Origin of the sequence: Sulfitobacter sp. G21635-S1 (assembly GCF_027213915.1) — a bacterium.
In the GTDB taxonomy this organism is placed as follows: Bacteria; Pseudomonadota; Alphaproteobacteria; order Rhodobacterales; family Rhodobacteraceae; genus Sulfitobacter.
The window spans coordinates 149,872-166,290 of record NZ_JAPWGV010000003.1 but is presented as its reverse complement, the minus strand read 5'-3'; the positions used below and the strand labels follow the sequence as shown (position 1 = coordinate 166,290).

The 16,419-nt window shown below is 63.0% G+C and carries 15 protein-coding genes and 1 tRNA gene; 4 read left to right on the top strand and 12 right to left on the bottom strand.

The genetic code is table 11. From position 1 onward, the window contains the following. Positions 1 to 159: 159 nt before the first annotated feature. Complete coding sequence (locus O4H53_RS04875) at positions 160 to 1,056, bottom strand: hypothetical protein (RefSeq protein ID WP_269361756.1); 897 nt, start codon at positions 1,054 to 1,056, stop codon at positions 160 to 162. Positions 1,057 to 1,063: 7 nt separating this feature from the next. On the opposite strand from O4H53_RS04875, the gene O4H53_RS04870 reads away from it, so the two are divergent. Further along, the gene (locus O4H53_RS04870) at positions 1,064 to 1,396 is read left to right on the top strand and encodes a hypothetical protein (protein ID WP_269361754.1); all 333 of its coding nucleotides are present in this window, start codon (positions 1,064 to 1,066) and stop codon (positions 1,394 to 1,396) included. A gap of 926 nt (positions 1,397 to 2,322) precedes the next feature. On the opposite strand, the gene O4H53_RS04865 is transcribed toward O4H53_RS04870, so the two are convergent. The 4 genes from O4H53_RS04865 to O4H53_RS04850 all read right to left on the bottom strand — a co-directional run bounded on the left by O4H53_RS04865 (position 2,323) and on the right by O4H53_RS04850 (position 8,191). Continuing rightward, the gene (locus tag O4H53_RS04865; protein WP_269361752.1) at positions 2,323 to 3,576 is read right to left on the bottom strand and encodes a hypothetical protein; all 1,254 of its coding nucleotides are present in this window, start codon (positions 3,574 to 3,576) and stop codon (positions 2,323 to 2,325) included. Positions 3,577 to 3,942: 366 nt separating this feature from the next. Further along, the gene (locus O4H53_RS04860; RefSeq protein WP_269361750.1) at positions 3,943 to 5,154 is read right to left on the bottom strand and encodes a hypothetical protein; all 1,212 of its coding nucleotides are present in this window, start codon (positions 5,152 to 5,154) and stop codon (positions 3,943 to 3,945) included. A gap of 238 nt (positions 5,155 to 5,392) precedes the next feature. Continuing rightward, positions 5,393 to 6,649, bottom strand: a complete 1,257-nt coding sequence (locus O4H53_RS04855) for a hypothetical protein (RefSeq protein WP_269361749.1) — start codon at positions 6,647 to 6,649, stop codon at positions 5,393 to 5,395. A gap of 216 nt (positions 6,650 to 6,865) precedes the next feature. Beyond that, positions 6,866 to 8,191, bottom strand: coding sequence for an ATP-binding protein (locus O4H53_RS04850; protein ID WP_269361748.1), 1,326 nt, complete (start codon positions 8,189 to 8,191; stop codon positions 6,866 to 6,868). 57 nt (positions 8,192 to 8,248) lie between these two features. Between O4H53_RS04850 and O4H53_RS04845 the strand changes: the two genes are divergently transcribed. Both O4H53_RS04845 and O4H53_RS04840 read left to right on the top strand, forming a co-directional pair. Beyond that, complete coding sequence (locus O4H53_RS04845; protein ID WP_269361747.1) at positions 8,249 to 9,160, top strand: MBL fold metallo-hydrolase; 912 nt, start codon at positions 8,249 to 8,251, stop codon at positions 9,158 to 9,160. Positions 9,161 to 9,240: 80 nt separating this feature from the next. After that, positions 9,241 to 9,315 (top strand) — tRNA-Asn (locus tag O4H53_RS04840). A 90-nt stretch (positions 9,316 to 9,405) separates the two neighbouring features. On the opposite strand, the gene O4H53_RS04835 is transcribed toward O4H53_RS04840, so the two are convergent. The 4 genes from O4H53_RS04835 to O4H53_RS04820 form a co-directional block, all read right to left on the bottom strand. After that, positions 9,406 to 9,990 (bottom strand): HNH endonuclease, encoded by a 585-nt coding sequence (locus tag O4H53_RS04835; protein ID WP_067293170.1) that lies wholly within the window; start codon positions 9,988 to 9,990, stop codon positions 9,406 to 9,408. A gap of 125 nt (positions 9,991 to 10,115) precedes the next feature. Beyond that, positions 10,116 to 10,781 (bottom strand): alpha/beta hydrolase, encoded by a 666-nt coding sequence (locus O4H53_RS04830; protein WP_114275460.1) that lies wholly within the window; start codon positions 10,779 to 10,781, stop codon positions 10,116 to 10,118. Further along, positions 10,778 to 11,413, bottom strand: a complete 636-nt coding sequence (locus O4H53_RS04825) for a DNA-3-methyladenine glycosylase family protein (RefSeq protein ID WP_269361745.1) — start codon at positions 11,411 to 11,413, stop codon at positions 10,778 to 10,780. The genes O4H53_RS04830 and O4H53_RS04825 overlap by 4 nt, the downstream gene beginning before the upstream one ends. Continuing rightward, positions 11,410 to 12,138: a precorrin-6A/cobalt-precorrin-6A reductase gene (locus O4H53_RS04820; RefSeq protein ID WP_269361743.1), complete on the bottom strand. Its 729-nt coding sequence runs from the start codon at positions 12,136 to 12,138 to the stop codon at positions 11,410 to 11,412. Before O4H53_RS04820 ends, O4H53_RS04825 begins: the two co-directional genes overlap by 4 nt. Before the next feature lie 500 nt (positions 12,139 to 12,638). Here O4H53_RS04820 and O4H53_RS04815 point away from each other — a divergent pair, with 500 nt between their 5' ends. Continuing rightward, positions 12,639 to 13,910 carry an MFS transporter gene (locus O4H53_RS04815; protein ID WP_269361741.1) on the top strand — a complete coding sequence of 424 codons (1,272 nt, stop codon included), beginning with the start codon at positions 12,639 to 12,641 and terminating at the stop codon, positions 13,908 to 13,910. Between the two features lie 25 nt (positions 13,911 to 13,935). Here O4H53_RS04815 and O4H53_RS04810 read toward each other — a convergent pair whose 3' ends face one another. The 3 genes from O4H53_RS04810 to O4H53_RS04800 are packed head-to-tail and all read right to left on the bottom strand — an operon-like array spanning position 13,936 to position 16,416. After that, positions 13,936 to 14,700 carry a squalene/phytoene synthase family protein gene (locus tag O4H53_RS04810; protein WP_269361739.1) on the bottom strand — a complete coding sequence of 255 codons (765 nt, stop codon included), beginning with the start codon at positions 14,698 to 14,700 and terminating at the stop codon, positions 13,936 to 13,938. Then, a complete protein-coding gene (locus O4H53_RS04805; RefSeq protein WP_269361737.1) occupies positions 14,700 to 15,446 on the bottom strand; it encodes a class I SAM-dependent methyltransferase in 747 nt (248 codons plus the stop codon). Before O4H53_RS04805 ends, O4H53_RS04810 begins: the two co-directional genes overlap by 1 nt. After that, on the bottom strand, positions 15,436 to 16,416 hold the full coding sequence (locus tag O4H53_RS04800; RefSeq protein WP_269361735.1) for an alpha/beta hydrolase: 981 nt from the start codon (positions 16,414 to 16,416) through the stop codon (positions 15,436 to 15,438). Before O4H53_RS04800 ends, O4H53_RS04805 begins: the two co-directional genes overlap by 11 nt. Between the last annotated feature and the right edge of the window lie 3 nt (positions 16,417 to 16,419).

Genomic DNA, 16,419 nt, shown 5'->3' with positions numbered 1-16,419 from the left:
ATGCTCCCGGCATGAATCGGGGGCACTCAAATAAGGTGTGTGAAAGATCGCAATAAAAACATCCGCCGCCCCCGCTGACGAATGCCGGCACGTTATTGCGAAGTGCGGCACCCTGTCAAACCTGCCTTTGTCCGGCGCGTCTGACAGGGCGGGCCGGGTTCAGTGGTCGGCGATCAATGTCGCGACCATGCCTTCCAATTGCGCGATGCGGTCGCGCTGTTCGGCGTTTGCCTTGCCCAGGTCGATGACATGCAGGGTCAGTTCCTCGATCTTTTCAAGCTGGGCCAGCTGCATCTGCGTCATGTCGAGCCCGGTTTCGGCCACCACCGCGGCGGAAGGCACGCCCGGCAGGTGGCCGTTGTCGGCGATAAAGGCGTCAATCTCGGCCAGGGTGGGCAGCTCATACCCCGGCTCAAAAACGTAATCCGGCACATTCATCTCGGTGTTGTTCACCACCAGCTTGCCGGTCACCACCACCTCGTCCGGGCGGTTGTTGCGGCCCAGCTTCAGCAGGTTGTTGTTGGCGAGATTGTCAATCTTCAGTGGCGTGTTGCCGTCCACGATGCCGATATTCAGACGCCCTGAGTCCTGCTGGTTGCGGAACTCCCATGTGGTGGGGACAACACCGTTCTGGCGCAGGCGGAACGAGGAATCCGAGCCCGCCCCATTGGCATCGAAAAGCGCAAAGGCATCTGTATCGACGGCATCGGTGCGGATGTGCAGCAATTCTTCAGGCGTCGTCGTGCCAAGGCCGATCTGACCCGTTGCATCAACTGTAAAACTGCCCGTGGGCGCACCGTTGGAAATCAGGAACGGCTGCACCGTAAATGAATCGTAGCTGATCGCAAAGGAATCTGGCGTGGCGGCCATCTCCCAGCTTTGCGGCGTGACCCCCTGAACGTCGAGTTTGACAGTGACAGCATCGGTTTCGGTGATGTGCAGATCGGCCTGCGGGATCGCGGTGCCCAGCCCCAGATCGCCCGTTGCCCCCAGCCGGAAAGCATTCTCCGGCGCCCCGGCCATGACACGGAAAGGCGTGGTATTGCTATTCGACACATCCACGATGCCGAAATATTCTTCCCCGCCACTCGAGCTGTTTTCGTCATTGGCCTTGAGACGCCAGTCGTTATTGGGAAGGCTGGAAGTGCTCGATCTGTCATCAAACAGAATGCTGATCGTCGGCGCTTCGAACCTGATCTCATCCCCGGTGAAGGTTTCCGACGACGAACAATTTGAGCCTATGCAAACCATCGAAGCGATGGATGGATTTGTGAGACTGAGATATTCAGCGCTGCCCGCGGCAGGAAACAAAAAAGCGGTCGAGGCGGCGGCTGCAACAGCATGGAGAGATTTGGCGCATTTATTGGTGCGAATAGACAAGTCGAAAAACTCCTGAAAATGGGGGGAAACCCCGAAAATTGCGATGGGTCGGAGCTTAGACCGCGCAATCTTCGAAAAGCAACAAAATGGACATTTTCAAGGCAAATCACACGCTTGACGTGAATCGCTCGCCCAAATAGAGCGTCCGACCTATAGCGCTTCGTGATTTAACTAAATCACTTGTTCGCTGCCGCTCCCTTCGGCCTCAGGCGAAAAGTGATGTGGGATGTTTCAGGCCTATCCCGAAACGATGTAGGCACAAGAGCCGCCGCCAGCCTTGGGTTTTCTTCAAAGAAAACGGACCGGAGTTTTCAAAAACTCCGACGCGCAGCAAGGCCCGGTCAGGAAAACGACAGCCGAAAGCGCCGGACTTAGGCACAAGCGCCACCGCCAGCCTTACGTTTTCTTCAAAGAAAACGGCCCGGAGTTTTCAAAAACTCCGGCACGCGGCGCGCCACAGTCAGGAAAACGACAGCCGAAAGTGCCGGACTTAGGCACAAGCGCCGCCGCCAGCCTTACGTTTTCTTCAAAGAAAACGGCCCGGAGTTTTCAAAAACTCCGGCGCGCGGCGCGCCACAATCAGGAAAACGACAGCCGAACGTGCCGGACTTAGGCACAAGCGCCGCCGCCAGCCTTGCGTTTTCTTCAAAGAAAACGGCCCGGAGTTTTCAAAAACTCCGACGCGCAGCAAGGCCCGGTCAGGAAAACGACAGCCGAAAGCGCCGGGCCTATAGCGCTTCGGGATATACCTGAATCACTTATACTCTGCCTTTCCCTTCGGCCCTAGGCGAAAAGTGATATGGGAGGTTTCAAGCCTATCCCGAAACGCTGTAAAACCTGAGACACGAATACCCTGCCGCGCCTGCGGCGCTCTCGGGACAATCGTGTCACAGTTTGTTTCAAGTTAAAGATCGGACGCTTGAGCGGGCCTGTCCTGTGATTTCACTCTGCCTGCGCGATCAGCAAGGCTTCGATCTGCGCCAGCCGGGCCTCAACCGCAGAGAGACGCGATACCTCGCCTTTGAGATCACTGATCGTTTGCTCCTGATCCAGCGTATACAGCGTCAGTTCCTCCACCTTTTTCAACAGCGCCATCTGCATCGCGGTCATGTCCACCCCGTCGGCCCTGATCTCGGCCTCTGACGGCACCTCCGGCAGGTGATTGTTGGCGTCGATGAAGGCGCGGACCTCGGCCAGGGGGCGCAGGGTGTAATCCTCGGCAAAAACGTAATCCGGTACGTTCATGTCGATGTTGTTCACCACCAGGGTGCCGGTCACCACCACCTCATCCGGTTTCCCGTTGCGGCCCAGGCGCAGCAGGTTGTTGTTGGCAGCATTGTCAATCTTGAGCGGTGTGTTGCCCCCCGCGATGCCGATGTTCAGCCGGCCGGAATCCTCCTGATTGCGGAATTCCCAGGTGGTGGGGGTCACCCCGTTCTGGCGCAGCCGGAAGGCGGAATCCGAGCCTGCGCCCTGTGCGTCGAACAGGGCGAATGAATCGGTGTCTGCCGCCGTGGTCACGATGTGCAGTTTTTCCTCCGGCGCTTCGGTGCCCAGCCCGACATTGCCGAGGGGAGAGACATAAATGCTGTCCTCGGGCGCGTCGCCCCGGATACGTAACGGGCGCTGGTTGGTGTTATCAATATGCCTTCTGGCAAATTCAAAGGCGCTCGACTCGATCGTCCAGTCGCTTGGCGTGAAGCCGCCCGATCCGTTGCTGGTCAGCCGGATGGAGGGGACGTTGTCAGCCGTGCTGACATGCAGGTTTGCCTGGGGAATACGTGTGCCGATGCCAATCCCCGCCTCCGGAATGGCCGCCGTCCCGACGTTCGACACGGCCAGCGTGTTGTCGGGCGCATCCCCCCAGACCCGGAACGGCGCGGAATTCGCATCGACATTGCGGAAGACAAGGAAATCCGAACCGCCTGAATTGATGTCGTTGGCCTTGATCTCCCAATCGGTGGTGGGAAAGCCTGTGCCACTGCTGGTGTCTTCCAGAAGGATGCTGATCGCGGCCTGCTTGATCTTCAGTTCGGTGCCGCCGAACACCTCGCCAGTTGCGCAACCGGCGCCGATGCAGGCGGAACCGTCCACCACCAGATCATCGAGGATCAATTCCTCGCCCCTGACCGCTCCGGCCAGAGAGATCGTCGAAACGGTCGCCAGCAAAGCTGCACTAAAATGAAAATTGGTCATGGTTCAATTGTCCCTCAGTTGGAAATTTCAGTCGCGCTATCGGCGTTTTGGCCCGGGGCGTGCCTTGAATAATCCTGTTGGCCCGGATGAGATGATTTTCGCTACACAAAATAATGCAGCCTTTGCTGGCGGTTGACGTCCGGCGGAGCGGGCTGGCAGGCGGTCCCGCGATACGCGGCGGCCTGCGACCTCGATTTCGCGCTTGGGGAAAGAGCTTGAACCTGACCTTCCCTGCACCTGCATGATCAATCCGACGCCCCCCTTTCGGGTCAGACCCCTCGCCCGTCCTGCGGGCGCCGGTTGCCGTGACGGAAAAAGGCCCGCCTCCTGTTGTGGCGGGCCTTTCCAGAAACGGGATCTGACGCTTTATTGATCCGCAAGCGACCGAACCACGGCCTCAAGCCGGGCAATGCGGTCCTGCTGCGCCGTCAGCGCGGTTTCCTGCGCTTCGATGGTCTTTTGCTGCGCGATGGAATGGAGGGTCAGCTCTTCGATCTTTTCAAGCTGTGCCATCTGCATTTCGGTCATGTTGAGCGCACCGTCGCTTGCGACCTTCCTGGCCGAAGGCACGCCGGGCAGATGGCCGTTCTGATTGATGAAGGCCTCGATCTCGTGCAGGCTGGGCAAGGCATAATCCGGCTCGAACACGTAATCGGGCACGTTCATGGTGGTGTTGTTCACCAGCAATTCGCCGGTCACGACAACCGCGCTGGAATTCGCATTCGTCCCCAGTTTGAGCAGATTGTTGTCCGCGCCATTGTTGATCTTCAGCGGGGTATTGCCCCCCACCAGTCCCACGTTCAGGTTCCCGGAGTCTTCCTGATTGCGGAATTCCCAGCTTGTCGCGACCGTGCCGGCCTGTTCGATCACAAAGGAGGAGTCGGCGGAAGCGGACTGGATCAGCACCTTTGCCTCTGTCGTACCGGTGCGTTTGACGTGCAGGGGGGCATCTGAGGTAAGTGTGCCGATCCCCACATCGTCATCTGTGTCAATGGTCAGTGAATTCGAGGCAGCGCCCGGGCGCACGCGGAATGGCAATGTCGACCCGTTTGTTGCGTCGCGCAGGAAAAAGCTGGTTTCATTGCCCGCCAGGTCCCAGGTCTGCGCCGTAAAACCGGATGACGTATCCTGTTGCAGCCGCAATGTCGGTGTGTCGCCCCGGACGGCATGGATCTCTGTGACCGGGTTCTGCGTTCCGATGCCGATGTCGCCATCACTTTCCACAACCAGCGCATCTGCCCTTGCACCGGCCTCGACCCGGAAGGGGAAGCGGTTGGCGGTCCGGTCAACGAAAGCCAGATAGTTGCCGCCGCCATTGGTTGAGTCGTTCGCCTGGATCGCCCAGTCGTTCGACGGAAAGCTGGCGGAGGTCGATGTGTCATCGAAATGGATCCGCAGATTGTTTTCCTGCAGGCGGATGGTGTCAGAGCCGAAGCTGGGGTTGGCAGGGCAATCAAAGCCGACGCAAAGGCTGCCGTCGACCACGAGATCCTGAGCGGTTGCGGGAATGGCCGTCAGTCCGGCAAGGCTGGTTGCCGCGAAAAAGGCCGCGCGCTGGGTGAATGTTGTGTTTTTCATGGTGTCCCCTGTCGTCATCGCATCAATAGGTTGTTTAAAAAACTCAGCAAAAATGGCTGAGATCACAGATTCGTCACTATCGCGACATTGTACCCGGTTTTGACATATTTTCAAAATTTCAGCATAATAATTTGATTTTAATAACTTATTTTTCGTCAAAAGAAATTTTTCCCGGTCAGAACTTTTGCCCCAGCCGAAGAAATCCGGCCCAATATATTCAACGCAAGGTTGTTTTGATTCAATCCTGAAGTGTTTCCAGCCGGGCGATCCTGTCTTCCAGTTCCGCCATCCGCGCCAGTTTGGCCTCCTGCTCCAGCGTGTACAGCGTCAGTTCCTCGACCTTTTTCAGCAGCGCCATCTGCATCGCGGTCATGTTCACGCCATCAGCCTTGATCTCGGCCTCTGACGGCACATCCGGCAGATGGGAATGCGCGTCGATGAAGGCCTGGACCTCCGCCAGCGGGCGCAGGGCGTAATCGTCACTGAACACGTAATCCGGCACATTCAGCTGCGTGTTGTTCACCACCAGCTTGCCGGTGACATGCACCTCGTCCAGGCGACCGTTGCGGCCCAGCAGCATCAGGTTGTTGTTGGCAGCATTGTCGATCTTGAACGGCGTGTTCCCCCCGGCCAGCCCGACATTCAACCGGCCTGAATCCTGCTGGTTGCGGAATTCCCAGGTGGTGGGGGTCACCCCGTTCTGCTTGAGGCGGAAGGCCGCGTCGGAGCCTGTTCCCACCGCTTCGAACAATGCAAAGGCGTCGGTGTCGGCAGCGTCCGAACGGATGTGCAGCAACTCCTGGGGCAAGCTGGTGCCGAGACCGACAAAACCGCTTTCGTCGATATGGAACGCAAAGCTGGGCGCATTGCGGTCGATCTGAAACGGTATCGTGGCGGCGGTGATGTCATTGATGGAGAATATGGTCTGGCCTTTGACCTCCCAGGTCTGGGCCGGCAACATGCCACCGCTGCCGATCTGCTGCAGCCGCAGTCCGGGGCCAAAAAGCCCGGCCGCGTGCAACATGGATTGAGGCAGCATGGTGCCAAAGCCGACCTGACCGGTATCGGCAACCCAAAGCGCATTGTCCGGCGCACCGCCCGCAACGGTAAAGGGCACGGTGCCCGCATCAATATCTTCGATGGAAAATCGGTCAATACCGCCCGCGCTGGTCAGCGCGCTGTCATTGACCATCAGGCGCCAGTCGCGGGACGGATACCCTGAAATCCAGGGCTGATCGTCAAAATAGATGGAGGTTTCCGTGGCCTTGAGTTTCATCACGCTCTCAGCCGAAAAACTTTCGGCAAAGAGGCATCGCCAGCCGACACAGAGATTGCCGTTCAGAACAGTATCGTCATCCACCCACAGATCGGGTCGCGACACATCGTAGTCAGAAATATTGACACCTTCGTAAAACACATCCTCTGCGCCCGCCGGATGCGCGGCAAGTGCGGATATCAGAAACAACGTATATTGCGACATGCGGTGAATGATCATGGGCAGGCTCCCGTTCACGGGCAGCACCCCGGGTCAGGGGCGGGCGCTAAATGGCTTTTGTAAAAATTCCGCCATCCCAGGAGGGCGGATGCATCTGTCTAACGATGCATCTATCTAACACCGTGAAATCGGGACCTGTCAAATTTCCATGCAAGGCCTGTTGCGCCCCATGGGTGCCAATGCCGCTTCGGCGGGCGCAAAGTCTCTGCCCGCCTGCTAGCGCGCGATCACGATATCCGCGCGCAATCCGCCCAGCCGCGTCGATTCGCCCAGCCGCAGCACGCCGCCATGGGCGCGGGCGATATCCGTGGCAATTGCCAGACCCAGCCCCACGCCGCTGCCCTTGTCCTGGTTGCGCGCGGGGTCAAGGCGGCTGAAGGGTTTGACCGCTTCCACCCGCTGCGCTTCGGGTATGCCGGGGCCGTCGTCCTCCACCCGGATGCGCAGGGTCTTGTCGCTGAGCATCACGGAAACCTCGGCGCGCGCGCCATAGCGCACCGCATTGGAGACAAGGTTGTCCACCGCGCGCCGGATCGCGATGCGCCGCAGCTTGACGGTGCCGGTGCCCTCCCCCTCGGGCGGCAGCAGGGTCACGTCGCGCCCTGCCCGCCTTGCGTCTTCCACCACCTCGGCCATCAGGGCATGGGGGTCCACCCGCTCCGGCTCGCCCTCTGCCGCGCCCTTGGCGAAGTTCAGGAATTCATCCAGCATCCGCTGCATGTCTTCCACATCCTGCAACAGAGCCGCGGCTTCCTCGTCCTCCAGCATCGACAGGCTCAACCGCATCCGGGTGAGCGGCGTGCGCAGATCGTGGCTGACCCCGGACAGCATCAGCGTGCGCTGTTCCATCTGCCGTTCAATCCGCGCGCGCATGTCGAGAAACGCATTGCCCGCCGCGCGGATCTCGACCGCTCCCGAGGGGCTGTAGGGTTCATGGCGCCCCCGGCCAAAGGCTTCTGACGCCCGGGCCAGCCGTTTGATCGGGCGCAGCTGATTGCGCAGGTAGATCGAGGCGATCAGGCTGAGGACCACACCGAAAAACACCGTGTAGACAAACAATTGATGCGGATTTGCCGCCGAGATGCGCCGCCGGTCGAAACGCAGCTTCAGCGGCCCCTTGCCGGTCTCAAGGTAGAGATCGACCAGCCCGCCATCGCTCAGATCGACGGCCCGGTATTCCGGCAGCCGCGCAGCCAGACGCCGCGCCAGCACCCGGCCCGAATAATCGTACCACAGATAGCTGTTGGTGCCCGGCATATCCGCCGCCCCAACCGGCGTCACCGCGATATCAAGCCGCCCAAGGCGCTGCCGGACCGCAGCGGGCACATCGGCCCGGTCCGGGATTTCCGCCACCACATCCAGCACCTGCGCCAGTTCGCGCAGGACCGTATCGGTCATCTGGGTGGTGACACCTTCGAAATGCCGCTGGGCAAAGATCACCACCACCACAAGCTGCAACAACACCACCGGCAACAGCAGGATCAGCGCAGCGCGCCCATAGATGCCACGCGGCACATAGCGTTTGAGCCAGACAAAGAACATGGCTAGACCTTAGCCAGCGCCCGACCGGCGCGAAAGCCGAAATGAAAGGTCCCGCCGATGCTGCCACCCGATGATTTCAATCCGCCCGTCGGCGTGGCGCAGGAGCTGGAGCCGGGGCTGCGGCGCATTGTGGCCCCCAACCCCTCGCCGATGACCTATCGCGGCACCAATACCTATCTTCTGGGCGGGCGCGACATCGCGGTGATCGACCCCGGCCCCGCCAGCCCGGCGCATCTGGAGGCGATCCTGGCCGCCCTCACCCCCGGTCAGCGGATCAGCCATATTCTGGTGACCCACAGCCACCTGGACCATTCCCCCCTCGCCCGGCCTCTGGCCGAACGAACCGGCGCGCCGGTGCTGGCTTTTGGCGGACCCTTGGCGGGCCGCTCCGCGATCATGGAGCGGCTGGCCCAAAGCGGCCCGATGGGCGGCGGCGAAGGGATCGACCACGATTTCGCGCCCGACATCACCCTGGCGGATGGCGAACACATCTCCGGCGCGGGTTGGAGGCTGGAGGTGCTGCACACGCCGGGACACCTGGGCAATCATGTCAGCCTCGGCTGGGGTGATGCCTGTTTCACCGCCGATCACGTGATGGGCTGGGCCTCGTCGCTGGTATCGCCCCCCGATGGCGACCTGACCGATTTCATGGCCTCCTGCGCGCGGCTGCAGGCGCGGGACTGGCGGGTGTTCTACCCCGGTCACGGTGCCGCCGTGGAGAGCCCGAATGCGCGGCTGGACTGGCTGGTCAGCCACCGGCTGTCCCGCGAGACGGCCATCGTGCAGGCCCTGAGGGACGGCCCCGCCGATGCCGCAACCCTCGCCGCGCGCATCTATGCCGACACCCCCGCCGCCCTGCTGCCCGCCGCCACCCGCAACGTGCTGGCGCATCTTGTTGATCTCACTCAGAAATCAATGGTGGCACCGCAGGATGATCTGCAGGCCGACGCCCGTTTTCGCCTGCTCTGACCGGGGAGAGGAAAAATCACATTTTTGCGCCTTTCCCCTCTGGACGCGGAAAAATGCCACTGCTATATGCCCGGGACCGTTCCGGCGTAGCTCAGCGGTAGAGCAGTTGACTGTTAATCAATTGGTCGTAGGTTCGATCCCTACCGCCGGAGCCATAAAAAGCCCTTAAGTCTCAAAGACTTGAGGGCTTTTTTGGTTTTTGGGCAGGCATGATTTTACCCTCGGGACATAATTTGGTGCCCCCTTCAGGCCTCCAGTTCCGCATCCCAGTAGAGGAAATCCATCCAGCTTTCATGCAAATGACCGGGGGGGAATTTGCGGCCCATGTTGCGCAGTTCTTCTGCGCCGGGCTGGCGCGGGGGTTTGCGCAGGGACAGGCCGGTCTGGTGCAGGGCCTTTGCCCCCTTGCGCAGGTTGCAGGGCGAACAGGCCGCCACCACGTTCTGCCAGGACGTCACCCCGCCGCTGGCGCGCGGCACCACATGGTCGAATGTCAGATCGCCCCGCGCCCCGCAGTACTGGCAGCGGAATTCATCCCTCAGAAATAAATTAAAGCGCGTGAAGGCCACGCGCTTTTGAGGTTTTACATAGTCTTTCAGAACGACAACCGAGGGTATCCTGATCTCGGTCGAGGGGCTTCGGACCACTTCATCGTATTCGGCAACGATATCGACCCGGTCCAGCCACTTCGCCTTGATCGCCTCCTGCCAGGGCCAAAGCGACAGCGGATAGTAACTGAGCGGTCGGTAATCGGCATTCAAAACCAGCGCGGGCCTGTGTTTCAGCCCCGCCGGCTGCCTGGTAAATTCGGTCCTGAAATCGCCGTCCATGTCCGGTATCGTCCCCTGCCCGTTTAATCTGACTATATCTCGTGGTTTAGCTCTGGCAAGCCCAAGCGTGGCACAAGATGTCGCGGACAGGAGTAGACCGGAAAGGTGACAGTTTTATAACCGTTTCAAAGCCCGAGCTTGTCGCGCATGAAGGCCAGCGCCACGCTTAACCCGTCAGGCGCAATGCCATGGCCGGTGCCCTTCATCACATGGGCATAAACGTCCTGCCAGCCCGCCTCCTGCAGCGCCTCGGCGGCCTGCGGCAGGGATTGCGGCGGCACCACATCATCGGCATCGCCATGCACCAGCAGCACCGGCGGGCGCACCACGACCTCGTCCTTCAGCGCCTCGGGCGACAGCAGCCGCCCCGAGAAGGCCACGATCCCGGCCACTTCATCCTCGCGGCGCGGCGCCACATGCAGGGCCATCATGGTCCCCTGGGAAAAGCCGAAGAGCACCACCTGCTCGGGCAGCACGTCCTCATCCACCATCAGCGCGTCGAGGAAGGCGTTCAGATCGGCCACCGCCTGCATCATCCCGCGCTCTGATTCTTCCTCGGAGGAGCCGTCGATCCAGGGGATCGGGAACCATTGGTAGCCATTGGGCATCCCCGCCACCATTTCCGGCGCGTCGGGGGCGACAAAAAGCGTGTCCGGCAGATGTTCGCCCAGCGGGTCCGCCAGCCCCAGCAGATCGGCCCCATTCGCCCCATAGCCATGCAGGAAGACAACAATCGACCGCGTGTCCCCCGATTTCGGCGCGCGGCGCTCTGCGTTCAATACCCGTGTCATCCCAACCCTTCCCTGTTCTTCAGCACCCGGTAGTAGGCAAATAGCGCGCGGGCCGCAACCGACCGCCAGGGCGACCAATTCTGCGCCATCGCGGCCAATTGATCTGCGGTCGGGCGGTGTGGCAGGTCAAACACCACCCGGGCGGCTTCCTGCAGGGCCAGATCGCCGGGGGCAAAGCCATCGGCCCGGCCCATCGCGAACATCACATATATTTGCGCCGTCCAGGGACCGATGCCTTTTTGGGCGATCAGCGCCGCTTCGGCCCCGGCATTTGTCATTTTCCCCAGCGCGTCAAAGTCTATGTCAGCATGTGCCAGGGCGCTGACATAGCGGGCTTTCGGGCGGCTCAGCCCCGCGGCGGTCAGGGCGGGTTCATCCACGGCCCTGATGGCGGCGGCATCGCTCAGCCCCGCCGCTGCAAGCCGCGCACGGATCGCATTGGCCGATGCCACGCTGACCTGCTGGCTGACGATGATCTCCATCAATGCGGCAAACCCCGGTGGTTTCAGCCGCAGGGGCAAGGGCCCGGTGGCCGCCAGCACCGGGGCAAAGCGCGGCTCGTGCGTGGCCAGCCAGGCGGCACCGGCCTGCAGGTCCTCGGCGTTGCGGATGATGCCGCCCGTGTCGCTCACAGGGCCGCGGCCCAGTCCAGCACCGCATCGACATCCGCCAGCACTTCCGCCCCCTCAGGCAGGGTGGGCCGGGCGATCAGGATCACCGGCAGGCCCAGGGCCTTTGCCGCATCCAGCTTGGGGCGGCTGGGCCGGCCGCCCAGATTGCGGCAGATCAGCAGATCGACGCCCAGATCGCGGAACAGCGCCCTCTCCTGCGCCGCATCAAAGGGCGGGTCGCCAAAGATCAGGTCGACGAAATCAAAGGGTGGCACCCTGTCATGATGCGTTGTCTGGCGCAGCAGCAGCCGCGCCCCGGGAAATCCCGCATAATCCGGCAGGCTGGCCCAGCCGGTGGCCGAAAACACCCGCATCCCCGGACTGATCAGCGGCTGGGCGGCGGCCACATCCGCGACCTCCTGCCAATTGGCCGCCTCCAGCCCCCAGCCGGGGCGCGTCAGCCCGACAAAGGGCAGACCGGCGCGCGCGGCGGCCGCATGTCCGGCGCGGCTCATCTGCCCGTCAAATCCGTGGCTTGCGTCGATCACGGCATCAAAACCGGCCATTTCCCCGGCCAATCGCCCCACATCGTCAAAACCGGTCAACCGGCAGGGCACCGGCATCGGATCGGGGCCGCGCGGCGGCTCTGACACCAGCGCCTTCACCTCGACGCCTCGCGCCTGCAGGGCCACGGCGATGCGTCGGGCCTCTGCACTGCCCGCAAGAAGGAGGATTCTGCACGTCATCCGCCGACATTAGCCAGAGACCCTGCCGTGGCAAGGGGATCGCGGCGAAGCCGTTCCGCCAAAGCCGCCCAAAGCCAGGAACCAAACCGCACCTTCAGTGCGGGACACGCGAGGGTTCGCTTGCGGACTTTGCTGCCGTGTCCAACGAAACGTCGAGCCGCGCGTTGACGGGCCGTGGTACGGCGATGCGACCTTGGTGACTGGCACTTTATGGCAGCCAAGCACTTCCAAGCTATCCGTGGAACCCGACAGCAGCCAAATCGCCGTGCCAGGGGACGGCCCGGCGATGCGCGGCGGCCTGCGGCCTTGATTCCGCGCGGGGGCTTAGTGGAAGGGTTCCATCCGGACCTTCACTGCGCCAGGCACAAATGACAGCTGTTCTTTTCCCCATGCGTTTTGGATCAGTTACCTGTCGCAAAAGTCGGTTTTGCCTGACATCTGACACTTGCCCCCCCGGTAGCGCAGGAGTACCCCTGACCCCAAGCAACGGACGAGAACCCATGATTGATGACAGCCGCGCCAAGCGCAACGTAACCATCCTTGTCCTGGCGCAGGCCCTCTTGGGCGCTCAGATGCCGATGCTCTTCGTGGTGGGCGGGCTTGCCGGGCAATCACTTGCCAGCAACATCTGCTTTGCCACGCTGCCGATCTCGATGATCGTGCTGGGCTCGATGCTTTCGGCCACGCCGGTCTCTGCCATCATGCAACGCTACGGGCGGCGCGCGGGGTTCTTCCTCGGCACGACGGGCGGTACGCTGGGGGCCATGGTGGGGGCCTACGGACTTTACGTCGCCTCCTTCCCGATCTTCCTTATCGGTTCGCTGCTGACCGGCATCTACATGTCGGCGCAAGGCTTCTACCGCTTTGCCGCCGCCGATACCGCCTCGGACGCTTTCCGGCCCAAGGCGATTTCATATGTGATGGCGGGGGGGCTCGTCTCTGCCGTGATCGGGCCGCAGATCGTGAAATGGACCGCGGGTGCCTATGTGATCCCCTTCCTCGGCACCTATGTTGCCGCCATCGGGGTCAATGTTCTGGGCAGCCTGCTGTTTCTCTTCATCGACATCCCGAAACCACCCGTACCGACCCAGGATGCGCCGCGCGGGCGCAACCGGATGGAGCTGATCCGCACGCCGCGCATCGCGGTGGCGGTGATCTGTGCCACCGTCTCCTATGCGCTGATGAACCTGGTGATGACCTCCACGCCGCTGGCCGTTGTCGGCTGCGGGCTGAGCGGGGATCTGCTGGGGGCAAGTGCCACCGCCGGCATGTCCGAGACCGAGCGGCTGAAATCCTTCCTCGACCTCGCGTCGAATGTGGTCACCGGCCATGTGCTGGCGATGTTCGCGCCCTCCTTCTTTACCGGCCATCTGATCGCCCGCTTCGGGGTGGAGCGGATCATGGGCCTGGGCATCCTGATCCTGGGGGCCGCCGGCGTTGTTGCCCTGCAGGGCGTGGCGCTGGAGAATTTCTATATCGCGCTGATCCTGCTGGGGCTGGGCTGGAACTTTGGCTTCATCGGGGCCACCACGATGCTGGCCGGTGCCCATGCGCCGCATGAGCGGGGCCGGATGCAGGGGCTGAACGACCTGATCGTCTTTGGCGGCGTGACCATGGCCTCGCTGGCCTCGGGCGGGCTGATGAACTGCTCCGGCGGCTCTGCGGTCGAAGGCTGGGCGGCGGTGAACTGGGCGATGATCCCCTTCCTGGTGCTGGCGGGCGGGTCGCTGATGTGGCTGGTGTTCAGTCGCAAGGCACGGCAGGCCGCCTGAGCATCTGGGCCTGCCGGCGCCCCGTCTACCAGCGCCCGGTCAGGGCGCGCCAGGCAAGGCCGGGATCAGCCGTGGGCAACCGGCCCCCGGCCACTGCCGACGGGTCCCTGATGGCAGCGTTCAACACCGCATCCGCCTGGCCCACATGCAGCAATGCCGCACGGGCGGGTTTCGGCACGGCGCCGCGCCTGATGCGCGCGCCTGCCAGCCGCTGTTGCGCGCCAAGGGCGAGCGCCCGCACACCTTCGGCGGTCCCGTCCAGCAGGGGCACCCGGCCCGCCGCCTCCAGCTCCGGAATGGCCAGCAGCCAGGCGGCAACCGCCGCGCCATATGCGGCATCGCGGATCACGGCCTCATCCGCCGCCCCAAGCCTGCGGGCCGCAACCCATGTGAGGTTGCCCGAGGTCTGGTCCAGATAGCGCGCAAAATGATCCGCATCCTCGAATGCGTCGCGATAGACGTCCCAGCGCCGCGCGGCCACCAGCTCGTCCAGCAGGCGCGCATCCTCGGCGTCCAACACATCTGCCAGCGGCGTTGCAACCTCGTGGCGGCGCACCGCGCCCCCTTCGGCGATCTCCTCGCAGACATCGCGCCACCATTGCAGCCGCATCTCCGCGATCATGGTCTCCTGCGTCACCCAGGGGGCGCGCGCCACTTCGATGTTGAAGGCATAAAGCGGGAACAAGACCCGCCGCGCGGGCACCGGGGCTGCCATCGCCGCGCGAAAACGCGCAGGGTCGCCCCGCTCCACCAATGCGGCGCAGGCGGTCAGATCAGCGTCGAACCCCATCAGCGGCCCGCCGACCCGGCCCTGGGCAAGGGCCGCACGAGGCTGAGCAGATAGCCGAAGTCTTCCCGGTGCGCGCGCCAGCAGGCGGCTTCCTCTTGCGCGGCGTCCAGCACCGCGGCAAGCGCTGCGTCCGCACCCGGGCGCAGGCTGGCAATGCGTGCATCGAGCGGGGTGTAATAGCTTTCCCAGGCCGCATCCGACAGCCTGCGGGTCGCGATGGTCTCATAACCTGCCGCCGCGACCCGTGCCGCGATCCCTTCCGCATCGGTCATCGCGGGATATTGCTGCCAGTGTGTCGCGGCACGCGGTGACGGGCTGCCGGTGAACCAGCAGACCTCCGAAAAGGCGATCATGCCGCCGGGGCGCAGCGCCCGGCGCCAGGCGGTCAGCGCCTCTGTCACCCCCATGAAATAGACCGCGCCGGCGCACCAGATGAAATCATATTCGTTGTGGATCGCGGCCATATCCGCGCGCAGCAGCGTCACGCGCGGATCATCCTGCCAGCGCGCGCGGGCCGCGTCCACGAAATGCGCGGTCTTGTCCAGCGCGGTCACATGGCCCTGTGGCGCGGCCTCCAGCAGCGCCGGGATGTCGCCCCCCGGGCCACAGGCCACATCCGCCACCCGCGCCACCGGCGCGAGTTCCGCCAGCGCCGTGGCCCAGGCCACATCTGCCGCCTCCCCCGGTCCTTCGCGGGGCAGGTCGCGGTGCAATTGGTAAAAGGCGGTCATGTCGTCAGAACGCATCTAGGAAACCTTCTATGGCCTGGGCGGTTTCAGGGGCATCGACAATCGCCAGATGGCCGATGTCGGGGACCAGCACATACCGGCCCTTGTCGGTCACCGGTTGCATCGTGGGCTGGTAGCGGGCGGCGTCAAAGGCTTCATCCGCCCTGCCCGCCACCAGCAGGAAGGGCGGCAGGGCTGCCACATCGGCAAGATAGTCGCCGCGCGGGGCATAGGACGTGTTCAACCGGTAGGAATAGGCCGTCGTCGCCGTATCGCCCAGCGAACCGTCGAGCACCGCCTGCGGCATGTTGAACTGGATCACCGTGAGGTGGTTCAGCGCCCTGATGCGTGCCGCGTTCAGCATGCTCAGCCCGATCAGACGCCGGGTCAGCGGTTGCGCCCAGCCGCCGGAACTGGGCCGTGTGGTCGGGGCATTGTGTTTCAGGAAGGGGGCGAGCAGCACCGCCCCATCCAGCATCCCGCCATGCGGGCCACCGGCAAAGCGCACCACCAGCCCGCCGCCCGAGGAATGACCGCCCAGAATGACCTTCTGCCCCGGTTTGCGGCGCGCCTTGATGAGGTCGGCGAGGTCGTCTTCCAACTGGCCGATATAGGCCAGATCGCCGCGCACACCCGGCTTTGCCCCGTGACCGCGCAGGTCCGGCACCAGCACATCGGCCCGCACCGACAGACGCCGGGCAAGGTGGTCGCACTGCAACCCGTGCCAGCCGGACCCATGGACCAGCACCAACAAGGGCGCGTCACCGCGCCCGCTGCCATAGGCGCGGAGCTGCATCGCGAACCCGTCGCGCAGGGCAAGGCTTTCCTGTGGCTGCGCAGGCGCACCCGCCGCCGAGAGCGGGCCGCTGAAATCCAGCCCCCCCTTGCCACTCGGACGGGCGGCCCGCTGGGACGCGATCAGGATCAGGGCAATCGCCCCGGTGACCGCAAGCGAGATTGCCAGAAATTTGACAAGGCTGAAAACCATGCC